Source organism: Marinitoga okinawensis (assembly GCF_055387075.1).
In genome coordinates this window covers 286,517-303,700 of record NZ_AP042422.1, presented here as the reverse complement: position 1 = coordinate 303,700, position 17,184 = coordinate 286,517, and the positions used below count along the sequence as shown (strand labels likewise).

General features: G+C 26.3%; 14 protein-coding genes and 1 pseudogene. 7 read left to right on the top strand and 8 right to left on the bottom strand.

Annotation, left to right across the window (positions count from 1 at the left end; genetic code table 11):
- Positions 1-13: 13 nt before the first annotated feature.
- Positions 14-2,398 carry a TolB family protein gene (locus tag ACZ5CK_RS01365; protein WP_464582119.1) on the bottom strand — a complete coding sequence of 795 codons (2,385 nt, stop codon included), beginning with the start codon at positions 2,396-2,398 and terminating at the stop codon, positions 14-16.
- A 320-nt stretch (positions 2,399-2,718) separates the two neighbouring features.
- Here ACZ5CK_RS01365 and ACZ5CK_RS01360 point away from each other — a divergent pair, with 320 nt between their 5' ends.
- Both ACZ5CK_RS01360 and ACZ5CK_RS01355 read left to right on the top strand, forming a co-directional pair.
- Positions 2,719-4,368 (top strand): radical SAM protein, encoded by a 1,650-nt coding sequence (locus ACZ5CK_RS01360; protein ID WP_464582118.1) that lies wholly within the window; start codon positions 2,719-2,721, stop codon positions 4,366-4,368.
- Complete coding sequence (locus tag ACZ5CK_RS01355) at positions 4,355-4,615, top strand: CPF_0552 family protein (RefSeq protein WP_464582117.1); 261 nt, start codon at positions 4,355-4,357, stop codon at positions 4,613-4,615. The genes ACZ5CK_RS01360 and ACZ5CK_RS01355 overlap by 14 nt, the downstream gene beginning before the upstream one ends.
- Before the next feature lie 17 nt (positions 4,616-4,632).
- Here ACZ5CK_RS01355 and codA read toward each other — a convergent pair whose 3' ends face one another.
- The 5 genes and pseudogenes from codA to ACZ5CK_RS01330 form a co-directional block, all read right to left on the bottom strand.
- Positions 4,633-5,895: a cytosine deaminase gene (gene codA / locus ACZ5CK_RS01350; protein ID WP_464582934.1), complete on the bottom strand. Its 1,263-nt coding sequence runs from the start codon at positions 5,893-5,895 to the stop codon at positions 4,633-4,635.
- 5 nt (positions 5,896-5,900) lie between these two features.
- Positions 5,901-7,220 carry a cytosine permease gene (gene codB, locus ACZ5CK_RS01345; protein ID WP_464582116.1) on the bottom strand — a complete coding sequence of 440 codons (1,320 nt, stop codon included), beginning with the start codon at positions 7,218-7,220 and terminating at the stop codon, positions 5,901-5,903.
- 304 nt (positions 7,221-7,524) lie between these two features.
- The gene (locus ACZ5CK_RS01340; RefSeq protein WP_464582115.1) at positions 7,525-9,006 is read right to left on the bottom strand and encodes a carboxypeptidase M32; all 1,482 of its coding nucleotides are present in this window, start codon (positions 9,004-9,006) and stop codon (positions 7,525-7,527) included.
- 44 nt (positions 9,007-9,050) lie between these two features.
- Positions 9,051-9,824 carry a LacI family DNA-binding transcriptional regulator gene (locus tag ACZ5CK_RS01335; RefSeq protein WP_464582933.1) on the bottom strand — a complete coding sequence of 258 codons (774 nt, stop codon included), beginning with the start codon at positions 9,822-9,824 and terminating at the stop codon, positions 9,051-9,053.
- A gap of 87 nt (positions 9,825-9,911) precedes the next feature.
- Positions 9,912-10,049: pseudogene (locus ACZ5CK_RS01330) on the bottom strand (LacI family DNA-binding transcriptional regulator); the annotation flags it as partial.
- 241 nt (positions 10,050-10,290) lie between these two features.
- Between ACZ5CK_RS01330 and ACZ5CK_RS01325 the strand changes: the two are divergent.
- Both ACZ5CK_RS01325 and ACZ5CK_RS01320 read left to right on the top strand, forming a co-directional pair.
- On the top strand, positions 10,291-11,433 hold the full coding sequence (locus ACZ5CK_RS01325) for a potassium channel family protein (protein ID WP_464582114.1): 1,143 nt from the start codon (positions 10,291-10,293) through the stop codon (positions 11,431-11,433).
- Between the two features lie 8 nt (positions 11,434-11,441).
- Positions 11,442-11,948: a cyclic nucleotide-binding domain-containing protein gene (locus ACZ5CK_RS01320; RefSeq protein ID WP_464582113.1), complete on the top strand. Its 507-nt coding sequence runs from the start codon at positions 11,442-11,444 to the stop codon at positions 11,946-11,948.
- A 71-nt stretch (positions 11,949-12,019) separates the two neighbouring features.
- Here ACZ5CK_RS01320 and udk read toward each other — a convergent pair whose 3' ends face one another.
- Both udk and ACZ5CK_RS01310 read right to left on the bottom strand, forming a co-directional pair.
- On the bottom strand, positions 12,020-12,628 hold the full coding sequence (gene udk / locus ACZ5CK_RS01315) for a uridine kinase (RefSeq protein WP_464582112.1): 609 nt from the start codon (positions 12,626-12,628) through the stop codon (positions 12,020-12,022).
- Positions 12,629-12,640: 12 nt separating this feature from the next.
- Positions 12,641-13,369, bottom strand: coding sequence for a hypothetical protein (locus ACZ5CK_RS01310; RefSeq protein ID WP_464582111.1), 729 nt, complete (start codon positions 13,367-13,369; stop codon positions 12,641-12,643).
- 179 nt (positions 13,370-13,548) lie between these two features.
- Here ACZ5CK_RS01310 and ACZ5CK_RS01305 point away from each other — a divergent pair, with 179 nt between their 5' ends.
- The 3 genes from ACZ5CK_RS01305 to ACZ5CK_RS01295 are packed head-to-tail and all read left to right on the top strand — an operon-like array spanning position 13,549 to position 17,180.
- Complete coding sequence (locus ACZ5CK_RS01305) at positions 13,549-14,058, top strand: hypothetical protein (RefSeq protein WP_464582110.1); 510 nt, start codon at positions 13,549-13,551, stop codon at positions 14,056-14,058.
- Positions 14,051-15,400: a sigma-54-dependent transcriptional regulator gene (locus ACZ5CK_RS01300; protein WP_464582109.1), complete on the top strand. Its 1,350-nt coding sequence runs from the start codon at positions 14,051-14,053 to the stop codon at positions 15,398-15,400. Before ACZ5CK_RS01305 ends, ACZ5CK_RS01300 begins: the two co-directional genes overlap by 8 nt.
- Entirely contained in the window at positions 15,393-17,180 is a 1,788-nt protein-coding gene (locus ACZ5CK_RS01295) for a tetratricopeptide repeat protein (protein ID WP_464582108.1), read from the top strand. The genes ACZ5CK_RS01300 and ACZ5CK_RS01295 overlap by 8 nt, the downstream gene beginning before the upstream one ends.
- The last annotated feature ends 4 nt before the right edge of the window (positions 17,181-17,184 follow it).

Here is a 17,184-nt window from a genome sequence, read left to right as displayed (position 1 = left end):
CAAAAGGCAACTCTTATTTTATTATAGGTAATGTGAAATTCGCCCAATAAAATGCTGTTAAATCCATATTCAATGAAAATTTTAAATTTGATTTTTTCGTTTTTAAATTATAATTATAATCTATACTTCCATTAATTCCATCAAAACCATACTTGCCATCTAAAACTAAATAATGCGGATACCATAACCTCTTTGATATGGTTATACCAGGTATTAAATTTCCATTAGTATCATAATAAACATATGGTTCATTTTTTAATGAGAAAAACTCAAAAGCTGTTGAATATTGTATATAATAGTTATCGTTTAAGTATCCAAGAATTATATTACTGTCATAATAATTTTGATATCCCATTGAATAAGAATTTTTCATCAAATTAAATTTGAATTCTTTATCCACAAACTTCAAATTCTCAAGTTTTATATTCCCTTCTATGTCAAGATAATTTTTATTTTTTAAATAAAATTCAAAGTTTTTAGAAAATTTCAAGTTAGAATACAATGTATTATTATCATATTTAAAAATAAAAAGATTTTGAATACCATTATAATCTAAGTAATAACCAAATATAGGTTTTATTTCATTAAAATCTGTTAAAATACCTCCTCCAATGCCGTAATTAATGCCTTCGCTTAAAGATAAATATAATATACCTATATCATTGTTCTCTACATAAGGAACTAAAAAATTATATTTTAATGGTTCAAAATATTTTTCTATTTTTTTAGAAGTTTTTAAACTTATATTTTTAACAATAACCCTATTATTAAATAATTTTATATTTTCTTTTATGCCATTATTTATTTTTATTTTTGATAAATGGTATCCTGTAGAATTATAGAAGAAAAAATAAAGCTCATCATTTAATACTACTGGATAAAATGTTCCGAAAACATGATTAGTCAGTTTATTTAATACCCTTTTATTTAGATTCAAAGAATATATATTAAATATATGATCTTCATAATTAGCTGTATAATATATTTTATTATCTTTTACATAAAGATTCATCTCAATATATTTATCATTAGTTAACTGAATTAGCTTTTTGGTATTTAAATCAATATAATATATGTCATTCTGATTATTTATTATTCCAGAAAAATATATTTTATTATTATAATAATAAAAATCATTTATAGTATATTTTCCATAATCTAATAATTTTTCTGTTTTTCGGGTATTTAAGTCTTTTAAAAATACTCCTGTTAATCCTTCTTTTATTTTTGAATATACAACCTTATTATTTCCAACAAAAGCAAAATTAATTACTCTATTATCAATTATTGTATCCGATACTGGACAATCACATTTTAAATATAAAGTGTTTATATATTTTTCATTTTGATTCGATATAAGATATATAATTTTTCCGTCATTAGATACATCAAATTTAGAAATATCTGGTAAAATCAATTCATCATTTCTATATATACCTTTTCTTTTCCCAGGAGAATCTCTATAATAATATAAATATTTTCCATCTGTTTTTAAGTTTGAAGTAAAATGATATGTGTCATTTATAGGATTATAATTATCTTCATATCCTTTTTTTATTAAATCCAAATATTCATTCTTATATTTTATTTTTATATACAGTAAAAAATCATTCCATTTCTCATTAGTTATTCTTTCAAATGAACTACTTATTGCGCTAAAAAATAAATGTGAATTTATATCTTTTATAATTTTTCTTAAAGTATCTTCTCCATATTTTTCAGATATTTCTTTTGTAATAATGCTACCATACATATAATTAAACCCTGCTGGAGACCATACATCTTTTCCTGGACCACTACCTAATGAATATCGTGGATATTCATTGCTTAATATTTCAGCTTTTAAATACATATTAAATATATCATTTTTAAATCTTCCCATATAGTATTTACTTTCCATATATACAGATAAACCCTCATGTAAATAACTAGGATTCCAATTCATCATCAAAGTTTTTTTAATAACATTATTAGGAATCCATGATACATAATTATTTAAAGTATTACCATAAAAAATATGATTTAATTCATGAGAAAATACAAAACTCATCCAATTCTCTACATTGCCAGATAATCCATATTTAGCATATGGTGGATTTATATATAATCTAATTACATTTAATGGTGGAATGGCAAAAGAATTTACAAAATCAACATCATCAAATATATATACGGTGATTGATCCAGGGTTTGTATCATAGAATTTAGAATAATCTTCATATAATTTATCTGAAACTTTTTCTAATTCTATAACTTTTTCATATAAACTTTTTTCATATACAAATTTAAAATATTTTGTATTTTCGACATAAGCATTTTCAGAAATATTATATATAATTTGAGTAAAAGATAAAGTAGAAAATAAAATTAAAAATATTATAAACATGCTCTTTTTCATTATGCACCTCCAACTTTGGTGAACTTTATATATTACAATTATAACATGAAATATATAAGATGTTCAAAAAGTTAAAATCATTCAGACAGCTTGATTGCTTATCTTTAAAAATCATTCATTCTCAACCGTCGTTCAGATTTTGCATCCATGCAAAAGTTTCACTCAAAAAAACATCCTGTTTTTTTGACGGTTTTCATTCATAATTTTTAAAGGCAATCTTCGAGTCTTCGTTTCTTTTAACTTTTTGAACAACTTAATAAAATATATTCTAAAAAGCTAATGTGATATAATATTCATATATAATATGAAAGGGGTTTTATATGAAAGCTGTTATTATTGATGGATATGTTGATGAACCTGCAGTTCTAGGTGTTCCACCATATGTTTCGCCATATATTAGATATGCTGCTGGAGCATTATATTATCATGGAATAGACGTGGATTATTTCACTATTGATCAAGTTAGAGACAATAATATGTGGCAATCATTTAATAATTATGAATATTTAATAATAATAGGCGGAGTTACTGTCCCAGGGCATTATTTAGGCGGAACCCCTATATCTTTAACAGAAATAAAAAAATTATTTTCTTTCAACAAAGAGCCATTAAGAGTTTTAGGTGGTCCTATTGTAAAAGGCTACACGCTAAAAGGTGGAAAATCTGCAATAAAAGTAGAATCTGATGATATAGATTACTTAATCAATGGAGATATTGAAAAATTTTTATTTGAATATCCTATCTCAGATAATTTTGATTTAAATGCAAGATCAGATTATAATTTGATATCAAAAATTGCACCATTGGGATCAGAAATATTAAAAAAGCATCCTAGGTATCCTGATATTATAGTAGAAATGGACGTATCTCGCGGATGTGAAAGAACTAATGGTTTTTGTTCATTTTGTACAGAACCATTAATAAATGGAAGATACAGGGAAAGACCTTTAAAAGATTTATTAGAAGAAGCTAAAGCTATTTCTGATGTTGGAGTTAAAAATTTTAGATTTGGAAGAGCTGCAAATTTTTTAGCTTATGGATCTTTACAAACAAATAATGAACCAAACATAGAACTATTTAAGGAACTTTATCAAGAAATGTCAAAAATAGCTAATATTATACATACAGATAATGCTAATCCAGCTTATATAATAAAACACAAAAACAAGATAAGAAAGGCATTAGAAATAATAGTAAAATATAATACCGCTGGTGATATTTTATCTTTTGGAGTAGAATCATTTGATAAAAATGTTGTTAAGAAAAATAGAGTAGATATTATGCCTGATGATTCATTAGAAGCAATTAGAATAGTTAATGAAGTTGGAAGTATCAGAGATGAAAATGGTGTTCCAAAATTACTTCCTGGCATAAATCTATTATATGGATTAATTGGTGAAACTAAAGAAACTTTTGAAATAAATAAAAAGTATTTAGAAAAAATACTGGAAGATGATTTATTAGTTAGAAGGATAAATGTGCGTCAAGCTATGGCTTTTCCGGGTACTTTACTTTTTAATGTAAAACCCAAACAATTGAAGAAAGAATTTATAAAATTTAAAGAATATATGGAAAGTTATAATCACGAAATGATAAAAAAAGTATTTCCTATAGGAACTATATTGAAAGATTTAATTATTGAAGATATTAAAGGAAAAATATCTTTTGGTAGGCAATTAGGAACATATCCTATAAAAACTGGTGTAATTGGAAGATTTGAGAAATTAAATAAAATAAATTGTATTGTTATTTCTCATGGTTCAAGATCATTAACAGCATTAAAGTATCCTTTTGATATTAATACTGCTACAATTGAAGAACTTAAAAATATTGACGGTATTGGCAAAAAAACAGCAGAATCCATTATCTTAAAAAGACCTATTAAAAATTTGGATGATCTTGATATTAATGAAGAAGCAAAAAAATCTCTATATCTTATTAAAGGGGGGACGTTTTATGGGAAAGATTAGAGTATTAGGTATTTATATTCACGACAGAAAAAAAGAAGCAGGTGAGGTACAAAGATTATTAACTGGATTCGGATGTATTATAAAAACAAGACTTGGTTTACATGATGCATTTGATGATAATTGCAGCGATAGAGGCTTAATTCTTTTAGAATTGGCAGAAGATCAAAATTTATGGAGAGATTTAGAAGAAAAATTATCAAAAGTTGATGGTATCACTGTAAAAAATATGGATTTTGATTATGAATAAAGGGGCTTAACGCCCCTTTATTCATAAATTCCAGAAACTCTAAAATCTATTCTCTCATCGTTTACATATGACTTTGATGGTATTGTCTTAGCAACTACTTTTCCATTTTTAATTACATATATAGCTTCACTTCTTAATCTGATTGCTTCAATATCACTTGGGGCTTTTAATACTATTAAATCAGCTTTTTTCCCTTCTTCTATCCCATAATCTTTCAAATTCATTAATTTGGCTGAATTGTAAGTTATAGCTTTATAAATTTGTTTTATTTCTTCATAACCTGTCATATGACCTATATTAAGTCCCATAAAAGCTACCTGAAGCATGCTATATCTTCCTAAAGGATACCATGGATCCATTACTGAATCATGCCCTAATCCTACATTAATTCCATAATTTAATAGTTCTTTCACTCTTGTCATCCCTCTTCTAATTGGATAATTATCGAATCTTCCTCCAAGAGCTATATTATCTAAGGGATTAGCAATAACATTTAATTGTGCTTTTTTAAACACTCCCATTAATTTATTCGCATATGCGTTGTTATATGAATGCATTGCGGTTATATGACTTGCTGTTACTCTTCCTTGATAATTTTCTTTAATTGTTTTAGAGGCTAAATATTCAACAAATCTTGACTGTTCATCATCTATTTCATCAATATGAACGTCAATATCTTTATCATACTTTTTGGCTAAATTCATTATTATATCTATGCTTTCTATCCCATCATTTCTAGAAAATTCATAATGTGGTATTCCACCAACCACATCTGCACCTAATTTCAAAGACTCTTCCATTAAATATTCTCCATTAGGAAAACTAACTATACCTTCTTGTGGAAAGGAAACTATTTGTAAATCAACTAAATCTTTTACTTCTTCTTTTACATCAATCATAGCTTTTAAAGCAACTAACTCCGGATCACATACATCAACATGCGTTCGTATTTTTAATGTCCCCTGAGCTACTGCCCATTTTATTGCCTCTTTTGCTCTTTTCTTTACGTCATCATATGTTAATTTCTTCTTTCTTTCAGACCAAATGCTTATACCTTCCCATAATGTACCAGACATATTATAATTTGGATCTCCTACAGTAAGAATAGCATCTAAATGCACATGAGGATCGACAAAAGGTGGGGAAACTAAATTTCCTTCTGCATTTATTTCTTCTTTACAATTATCAGTAATTTTTCCAATCTTTTCTATTTTTCCATCTTTTATACCAATATCAACAAATTCATCATAATTTAATAATTTTGCATTTCTAATAATAATGTCCATTACTTCTCACCCTCTACTACATGATCATTATTTATTCTAAATAATTTAAAAAGTAAATCAAATATTACATAGAAAATAAAAGCTCCAATAATACCATTTAAAGGAGGAACTCCAGGACTATATTTAGCAATTAAAGCTCCAGCTACATATCCTAATATTCCAGCCCAATTAAATTTTTGAAATTTTATTTTAGTAATTTTAGGATATTTCATTTTATGTTTATAAAAGAAATCTGCCATAATAACTCCACCAATTGGAGGGATGAATGTTCCTAACAAAACAAGCCATGGAATTAACCAATTATACATTCCTAGTATAGCAAGAATAGTTCCTATAGCTGCTCCTCCAACAGTAAAATACCTTCTTTTCTCAGTTCTAAAGAAATTACATCCAGCTACAGAAAAATTATAAATAGTATTATCTTGAGTAGTCCAAATGTTTAAAAAGAGCATTACTATGCCCCAAAATATAAGTCCTTGTTTTACTAAAACATTTACAATGTCCGGTTCTTGATAAACTAATCCACCATATGCTCCAGCAAAAATCATTAATCCATTACCAATAAAAAATGCTATCAGAGAACCAAAAACAGCTGAAAAAGTTGTTTTAGAAAATCTCGTCCAATTAGTTGACTGAGTTCCACCACTAACAAACGTTCCAAAAATTATAGTTATAGCTCCAGCAATTGTCATATTTTTTGTAGGTTCAATACCTAATATACCAGCTAATCCACCAGCATCTTTAGTTGCAATAGTTATACTCCAAATTATTAATATAGTCATTAAAGGTACCGAAAATCTTGATAACCATTCCAACCCTCTATATCCAACATATGCAGTCCATGAAAACGCAAAACCAAAAACTATCATTAAAGGCATATTCCATCCTTGAGGTAAATTTAACAACTTTGTTAATAGTATTGCAATTGTAGCGGTTCCCCAAGCATACCAACCTATTTGTGTAAATCCTAATACAAAATCTGGCCATTTACTTCCCCAATCTCCAAAACTATATCTACCTAAAAGTACTGTACTTAATCCTGTTTTATATGCTATATATCCTAAAACGGCTACATAAGCTCCTAATAAAAAATTACCAAGTGTTATTAATAATATTAAATCTGGCCAAAATTTAAAAGATACTCCTAAATTCCCTCCTGCCCACATTGTGGCAGTAAAAAAAGTAAAACCTAATAGTACCACAGAAATTGACCAAAAACCTTTTCTTTCATTTTCTGGAACCTCAACTAAAGGAAAATCTTCTGTCCCTTCAGCAGAAACTTCTTTTTGACTTTTTTTCAAAATTTCTTCATTTTCCATAATATCCCCCCTTTTTTAAAGTTTCTATTAAGTATCTAAAATATTTAACTTTACAAACTAGAATTATTGTATTAATTATATTTACATATAATTACATTATTGTTATAATTTTTTTAAAAAAATATGACATGTTGTTTTTTTAATATTATTAAATACTAAATATTTAGAAAGAATTAAGACTCAAAAATCACCTAATAACATTTGATTTGTGAAAATCAATTGTTGTAATTAGAATATTTGTTTAAAAAACTATTATCTATAAAAAAAGCAGTTTGTTATGAAAACAAACTGCTTTTGATAAATATTATAATTCATATACTTTGTTAAATTTATTTTCAATATATTCCATAAAATATTTAGGGTTTAATGATTCACCAGTTACCATTTTTACTAGTTCTCCTGGTTCATACATTTTTCCTTTTGAATGAATTTTTTCTCTTAACCACATTAATGCTGTTTCGAATTTACCTTCTGATATTTGTTTATCTAAATTAGGTATATCTTCTCTCATCTTATTATAGAATTGAGCCGAGTATAAATTCCCTAACATATACGAAGGAAAATATCCAAAAGATCCATGAGCCCAATGAACATCTTGTAAAACTCCTTCACTATCTTTTTCAGGAACTACTCCCAAATAATCTTTCATCTTTTCATTCCATATTTTAGGTAAATCTTCAACCTTTATTCTATCATTGATTAAAGCTTCTTCAATCTCAAATCTTAACATTATATGTAAATTATAGGTTACCTCATCTGCTTCTGTTCTGATAAATGATCTTTCCACAAAATTGACCGCTTTAAAAATTTCTTCAGGTGTATTCTCCTTAAATTCAGGAAATATTTCAACCAAATTACTATAAAAGAAATTCCAAAATTCTAAACTTCTACCAATTATGTTTTCCCAAAACCTTGATTGACTTTCATGTATAGCCATTGAAGCTCCATCGCCAATAGGCAAACCAGCAAATTCTTCAGGAATTCCTTGTTCATATAATGCATGTCCTCCTTCATGAATAGTGCTATATAGCGAATCATTTAAATCATGTTCGTTATATCTTGTAGTAATTCTAACATCATTTGGACCAATCGTAGTTGTAAAAGGATGCATAGCTACATCCATTCTTCCTGCTTCAAAATCATAATTCATCAATTTTAAAACCTTTAAAGATAATTCTTTTTGTTTTTCAATTGGAAAATATCTTTTTAAAATTGAATTATCTGGTTTCTTTCCATTATCTAATTTATTTAGATAATTAACCAAAAATTCTCTTAAAGGTTCAATAACTTTTTTTAATTCAGAAGTTTTCAAACCAGGTTCGTATAAATCTAATAATGCATCATATCTATTTTCCTCATATCCTAAATAATCTGCCATTTTTTTAGTTAATTCTACAACTTTCTCTAAATGAGGTTGAAATATTGAAAAATCATTTTTAGTCTTTGCCTCTTCCCATGCAGCTTGTGCTTTAGAAGATGAAATATTTAATTCTTTAAATAATTCTGTTGGTATTTTCTTAAATTTTTCATATTCTTTTTTCCCAACTCTTACAATAGCTTTTTCTATTTCGCTTAACTCTTCTTTTTCAGTCTTCTCTAGTAATCTTCCCATCTCATCAGACACCGACATTTCAAAAGCTTTTCCTGAAATTTCCCCTATAACATCAGCTCTTTTTTCAGCAGCTTTTTTAGGCATATGTGTTTCAAAATCCCATTCAAGTAATGATGCTGCAGTACTATATTTTGATATTAAATAATATTTCTCTTTTAATTTTTCAATTGCCATAGTTAGCCTCCTTTATAATAGTTTGTTATGATAATTATATCATATTATGCAGATTCTCTAACTACTAATTTAGGATCAATAAATTTTTTTATATTGATATTTTTGTTCATTAAATCTATTAAATTTTTTACTCCAATTTTAGCTAACTTATCAATAGGTTGTTCTACAGTTGTTAACTTAGGTTTAAAATAGGTTCCTATTTGAATATTATCGAATCCAACTACTGATATTTCTTCTGGTATTTTCATACCTAATTCGTTAAGGGCATCTATAACTCCAAGTGCCATTAAATCTGTTTGAGCAAAAATCGCATTTATATCTTTTAGTATTTTTTTATTCTTTTTTATTGCATTTTTAGCTGCTTCAAATGTCACATCTATATCCCATATATATTCATCTTCTATTCCAAATTCCTTTAATGCTTTTTTATAACCTCTCGTTCTTTCAATAAATTCATAATTTATACTTAGTCCAGATAATGTCAATATACGCTTTCTGCCTTTTTCCAAGAGATATTTCGTCGCTAAATATCCACCTTTTTCTTGATTTGTTCTCACATAATTTACTTCAGAATTAATATAATTTTCTGATAAGTAGTGTAAAAAAATATAAGGAATTTTTTTATTAATTATAAAATTAACATCTTCTTTTGAGATATAAGGATTTGCCAATAATAATCCATCAACACTCCGACTTTGAATCATGCGTCTAATATAATTTTTTTCTATCTCATATTCAATTCTTATGTGATAACCTTTTAATTGTGCCTCTTTAATTAATTTTCCCAAAAAATTAGCAAAAAATATTTCCCCTCTCATATCATCAAAAAATTGAGGAATTATAACGCCAATTGTATTAGTTTTTTTCTTATTTAAACTTCTTGCAGCTTCATTAAATTCAAAACCTAATTCATCAGCTATCTTTTTTATTTTTTCTTTCGTCTTTTTGGAAATATTTGGATAATCATTTAAACTTCTAGAAACTGTTGAAGGACTTACTCCAGCTATTCTAGCAATATCTTTTATTGTTACCATCTTCTCACCTCCACGAAACCGTTTTCGCTTTTATTATATATTACCCCATAAATAGTTTATTGTCAATAAAAAATATAGTGTCCGACTGTTGAAAAAATAAAATATATAAGAAAATTTATAAAAATAATGTGATGAACCATTTTTTGTATAACATAAATAATTTTAAGCAATGAAAAAGCTTATTCGATTATTAAACTAAATACAAAAATATGTTATAATTATATTAAAATAAAGAAATACAGGTGAGAATATGAAATCAAAATTTAAAAAATTACTAAATGATCCAGCTAATAAATTTTTATTATTCATTCTAATCTTTGTTATATTTATTGGCTTATTATTATATGCAACAGAAATAGGAAAAAATCCAAATATACATTCATTATTTGACGCTTTTTGGTGGTTAATTGTTACTATAGCTACTGTTGGATACGGTGATATTGTCCCAAACACCTTTTTAGGAAAAATCATAGGAATGATTATAATAATTTCTGGTGTAACATTATTTTCTCTCATATCTGGTAGCATTGCTTCTGCTTTAGTTGAATGGCGTATAAAAGAAAGAAAGGGGTTAGGAAAAGTGAAATTTAAAAACCATCTTGTAATATTAGGTTGGAATAATCATTTAGAAAAAACATTAGAAGCTATGGAGAAATTCATTAATTTAGAAGAATATAATATCGTATTAGTTAATCAAGCAGAAGAAGAAGATTATGAAAATTTCAAATCTAAATTTCCTGATTTAAATATAAAATTTATACATGGTGATTTCATTAAAGAAAATGTCCTTAAAAGAGCTAATATTTCACAAGCTAAATATATAATAATACTGTCGGATACTTACGGTGGAAGAAGTCTTGATGAATGCGATGAAAGAACTTTAATATCTATATTATTAATTAGAACATTAAATAATGATGCAAAAATTTATGCTGAAGTTGTAAAAGAAGAAAAGGCAAAATATATTTTAAGAGCTGGAGCAGATGATGTTATTTTAGGAAATGAATTTAATTCAATTTTATTATCTTCTGCTCTATTATCACCAGCATATCACATGCTTTTTAGAGAAATTGCATCTCTTGATAATATGCGAGTTCAACTAATTCCTGTTCCCAAAAATTTTATAGGTGAAACTTTTAAAGATCTTTTTAATCACTTTAAACAAAATAAAAATATTTTGGCTATTGGATTAGTCAGCACAAAAAAAGAATTTACTATAAATGATTTTTTATCTTCAGACAGTTCAATTGATAATTTTATTAGACAAAAATTTGAAGAAGCTGAAGAGGATTTTTTTGAAGAAGAAAAAAAAGAAAATTATGAATTAAAATTAAATCCCCCTGATGATTATAAAATATCAGAAAATGATTCTTATGTATTTGTAATAAAGTAGGTGATATAATGGAAGAGTTTTTAAAAAATATATCTATATTTAAAACTTTAAATGATGAACAATTAGAAAAAATTTCGAATATTTTAAAACCTATTAATTTCTCCGCTGGAGATATTATTATTACAGAAGGAGAACATGGCGATTCTATGTATATATTTAAAAAAGGAAAAGTTCAAATAACCCACCAATTAACATTAAAGATAGGTTCACATCACTGGGAAGAAGGAGAAAAATCAATGGCTATATTGGATGCCGAAAAAATAAGTTTTTTTGGCGAAATGTCTTTAGTTACAGGTTCTCCTCGTTCTGCAACAATTAAGGCTTTGAGTGAATGCGAGTTGTTTGAAATATCCAAAAAGGACTTTGAACAATTAGCTGAAAAAAGACCTGATATTGGTTATAGAATAATGAAAGAAATAGCTTCAACATTAAGTCATAGAATAGAAAATTTAAATGAAAATATTTTAAAATTAACTACAGCTTTAAGTATAGCTCTGTCGAAAAAGAAAAAATGAACATTTTTTCCAAAATTAGATATTTTTTAAAAAATGCTTTGTTAACAAACTGAAATAAGTACTAAACGCACTTATTTCAGCATTTTTCTAAATATGTAGTTTACAACAACTTGAATAGCTTTTTCATTAAAACCACCTTCTGGAATAATGATATTTGCATATTTTTTTGTTGGTTCCACATATGCTTCATGCATAGGTTTAACAGTATTTGTGTATTGTTTAATAACTGAATCTAAACTTCTTCCTCTTTCTTTAATATCTCTTTCTAATCTTCTAATAAATCTTATATCATTTTCTGTATCAACATAAATAGCTAAATCATATAATTCTCTTAATTCTTCATAATATAGTGCAAAAATTCCCTCAACAATAATAATTGGTTTTGGTTCAAATTTTATTGATCCAACTCTTGTAAATTGCGAAAAATCATATTCAGGCAAATCAATAACTTTTCCTTCTTTTAATTCATTTATATGCTTAAACATCAATTCGTTTTCAATCATATCGGGATGATCATAATTATGCAACTTTCTTTGTTCTAAAGTTTCATGACTCAAATCCCTATAATAATTATCCATAGGTAATATCTCACAATTTTGCGTTCCTAATGTTTCTCTAATTTTATATGCAACAGTTGTTTTACCAGAACCAGTACCTCCAGCAATACCTATAACATACATTAATAACACTCCCTATTTATTAGATTTTTTAAAATTAAATTTAAACCCTATAACTATAAAAATAATAGAAAAAACAATAATTGTTGATAATTCAACTGTACTAATATTAATATTTTGTTTTAATAATGTATTTTCACCTATTTTCAAAGATAATGAATTTTCCAATGCAAAAACAGAAAAAAATGCTGCTAATGTAGAGGATATTAATATTGTTAAAATTGTTACTACATTATCAAAACTTTTGGTTATAACAATAGAAACCATCAATCCAAAAAATACCACAAAAATCCATGGAATATATGATTGATCAATATTTTTCAAAATTTCAATTTTATTAAACATTTCTGGATAAAGTTTTAATATCACACCTGAAATTTCAAACCCCAATATACCTCCTAAAACAAATCCAGCAATTTGCGCAGAAGATTTGAATAATGAATATGTTAAAATACCTATAACAACCGAGAATATAAATAATGATATATTTTGATAATTTTTTACCTGATCTAAAAGTTCCTTTGCAAATTCAAACTGTAATAGATATGGGATTATAAAAACATAACTGCTTATAAAGCCTAATATAAAAAATATAACCTTCGAAACTTTTCTTGCAAATAAAACCGCTATAAGAGAAACTGGTAAAATAATATACCAGGAATCAGAAAACGAATATAATGTTTTTAAAGTATCCGAATTTTGCTGTATAATATTTGAAATAGTAGAAGCTATTGTTTCTTCCATAATTTTTCCCCCTTAATTTCTTTATTATTTATTTTTTGAAAGTTTTCTTTCGAATTTTAAATATAATCCCGGATATTCTCTACTTTAAATTTTTTGATCACTCTAATTATATCATATCATGCATAATTATAATAAAAAGTGTTATAATTATTATATAAAAAAATTAAGGAGGTTATATAATGGAAAATCCTTTAATCGCTGCAATGATTCAATTTGCAATTTTGGGTACTGCCGGAGAAATAGTTGCAAAATTACTAACAAAAAGCAAAATTTCTATTCTAAAAACTATTTATTCTGCGCTTGTTTGGGCTATTTTAGGGGTTATTATTAAATTTGCATTTACAGGTTTTAATGGGTTTGTAGGTGAGTTAGTTAATCATCATTATTTACCTTCAGGAAAATTCTATCAAGCTTTTTTTAAATCTCTATTTACAAATGCTTTTTTTGGCCCTTGGTTAGTTATTATTCATAGATTTCTTGAAAACATATCCGAATTCAAAGTGCCAACAAATGGATTAAAAGGTGCTTTATTGACATTATTATGGTTCTGGGTTCCTGCTCATACAATCACTTTTTCTTTACCTCAAGAATGGCAAATTACTCTTGCTGCAGTTTGGAGTTTTGTTCTTGGATTAATTTTAGGAATATTTTCAAATTTAAAAAAATCCAAAGGAGAAGAAAATGCATAAAATTCTGGTTATAGAAGATGATAAAGTTTTAAATAAAATGATGTGTGATTTTTTAAATAAATTTAATTACAACACTTTGTGTTCATTAAGGGGATTAGATGGGCTAAATATTGCAAAAAACGAATCCCCAGATTTAATTATTTTAGATTTAAGACTTCCGGATATAAACGGAATGGAATTAATAGATGAATTAAAAAAATTTACATATGAAATAATTATAATAACTGCTCATGGTGATATTGCAGATGCTGTAAAAGCTACAAAACTTGGTGTTTATAATTTCTTAGAAAAACCAGTTGACCTAAAAACTCTAATAAATGAGGTAAACAGGGCTTTAGAAACTATTAGACTAAAAAAAGAAATTGAGGATTTAAAAAATAAGTTAAAAGAGTCTCCTGAAATAATAGGAAAATCTAATCATATAAAAAAAATCAAAGAAAAAGTATTTTTAATCGCCAAAAAAAATATTCCTGTATTGATAACTGGTGAAAGTGGTACAGGAAAAGACATTATAGCACAATATATTCATAAACTAAGTAATAGACAAAAATTTGTAGCTATTAATTGTGGAGCAATACCTCCTGACTTATTTGAGAGTGAACTTTTCGGATATGAAAAAGGGGCTTTCACAGGAGCTGAACAAGCAAAACCTGGAAAATTTGAATTAGCTAATAATGGAACTTTATTCTTAGACGAAATTGGAGAGTTACCTAAAAACATGCAGGTGAAATTATTAAGAGTTCTGGAAACTAAAGAAGTTGAGAGGATAGGTAGTACAAAACCTATTAAAGTTAACGTAAGAGTCATCGCTGCTACAAATAGAAATTTAAAAGATTTAATCAAAAAAAATTTATTTAGGGAAGATTTATTTTTTAGATTATCTGTTTTCCAAATAGAAATTGAACCTTTGAGAAATCATGCAGAAGATATTCCATTATTGATAAATTATTTTATCGATAAAGCTAATGAAGAATTTGGAACAAATGTCAAAGGGATTAATCCGGATGCCATGGATATTCTTCTAAAATATAATTGGCCAGGTAATGTTAGAGAATTAAAAAACGTAATTTATTCAATGGTCGCCATATCTTTAGACGATATATTAAATAAGTACATGATACCTGATAATATAAAAAGTTTTGAAAATAAATCAAATGACATAGTGTCCATCCCTTTAGGTTTAAGTTTAGAAGATGTTGAAAAAAAATATATATTAAAGACTTTAGAATTTACTAAAAATAATAAAACTCAAGCCGCTAATATTCTCGGCATATCTAAAATGACATTATTTTCAAAGTTAAAAAAATGGGAAACAAATGAAAGGGGGGAAAGTAATGCCTGAGGAAAATAAAGATACTGAAAAGGATTTGGATTTTGAAAATTTAATGGATAATCCAGATGAATTAAACAAATTAATGGATTTAGACTCTTTAGAATCAGAAGAAAATAAAGTTAAAACTGAACAATTAGCAGATAAGAATATTAATGAAGAAATAAGTGATTTAAATGATTTAGACTTAGATATAGAATCTGATGAGCCAGAAGTTACTGATGTAGAAAAATTAGCAGAAGAATTAGAGAAAAAGGTAAACGAAAACAAACCTAATCAATCATCCTCTAATGAAAACATTAAAAACAATATTCCTGAAGAAAACGAATCCCGTGAACCCACAAGTGAAGGAAAAAAATCTGTTGTTGATGAAACTGTTGAAACTATTCCTGAAGTTGATTTAGATGAATCTGAATTACCAAATGATATCCCTGAATTAGAACTTGATGAGGAAAATAAAGAACCTGAATCTAACGAACCTATAAATAAAGAAAATGAAAATGTCGTTGAAGAATCTGTTCCTGAAGTTGATTTAGATGAATCTGAATTACCAAATGATATCCCTGAATTAGAACTTGATGAGGAAAATAAAGAACCTGAATCTAACGAACCTATAAATAAAGAAAATGAAAATGTCGTTGAAAAATCTGTTGAATCTATTCCTGAAGTTGATATGGAAGATTCTAACTTGACAAAAGATGTAGAGTTAGAAGAGAAAAATAATATTGAATCATCAAATATTAAAGAAGATATTATAAATACTGAAGATGTTTCAGAGATGCTGAAAAATGAGAACGCCTCACAAAAGTTAGAAGAAGATATTATCATTCCTAATATCAAGATTAATTCTAATTCAAATGAATATAAAATCAATTCTTTGGAAACAAGATTAAATAATAAACTAAAACTATACGAAGAAAAAATAGAAAAATTGGAACATGAAAGAAAAAATCTTATTAAAGAAATAAAAACAACTAATTTAAAAACAAAAACCTTAGAGAAAGGGATTATATCTTTACTAAATAATCTTTTATTGATAGCTTTAGGCGATACTACTTCTATATTAAGTTCAATTTTGGAAATTAAAAAATATTTGGAACATTCAAAAGAAAATATAGAAATGTTAATTAATATAACCGAAACTCTAAAAGAAAAATTGCCTGAAGAAAGCTTATATGCTATTTATCATATTTTAGGAAATCTTTATGTGGATATTTCTAATTATAGTGCAGCAGAGAAAAATTATCTAAGAGCATTAGAATTATGTGAAGGTAATAAGTCTTTTGATATGCAGTTTAATGTTTCTGTCATTCAAAACAATTTGGGCACATTATATTCCGAAATGAATAAAAATGAAAATGCAAGAAAATATTTTGAACTTTCATTAAATATCAGAAGAAAGTTGAGCGAAAAGGCTAAAGAGAAATATCAATTGTATTTATTCTATACTTTAAACAACATCGGTGTATTAGAAATCAACTCTGGTAATCTTGATAAAGCTGAATCTTATCTTATTGAAGCTTTTAATTTAAAAGATTCTATAAAAAATTTGAAAAAAAGCGATGAAGCAATGATATTATTTAACTTAGGTACATTATATAGTGAAAAAGTTGAAAATGAAAAAGCTGTAGAATATTTTGAAAAATCATATAAATTATATAAAGATCTATATGAAATAGAACCACTAAATTATGAAGAAAAATTGAAAAAAATAATAAATATATTGCTAAATTATTATTCAGAAGATCCTCAAAAGTATAATTCTTTAATAGAAGAATTAGAAAATATGTGAGGTG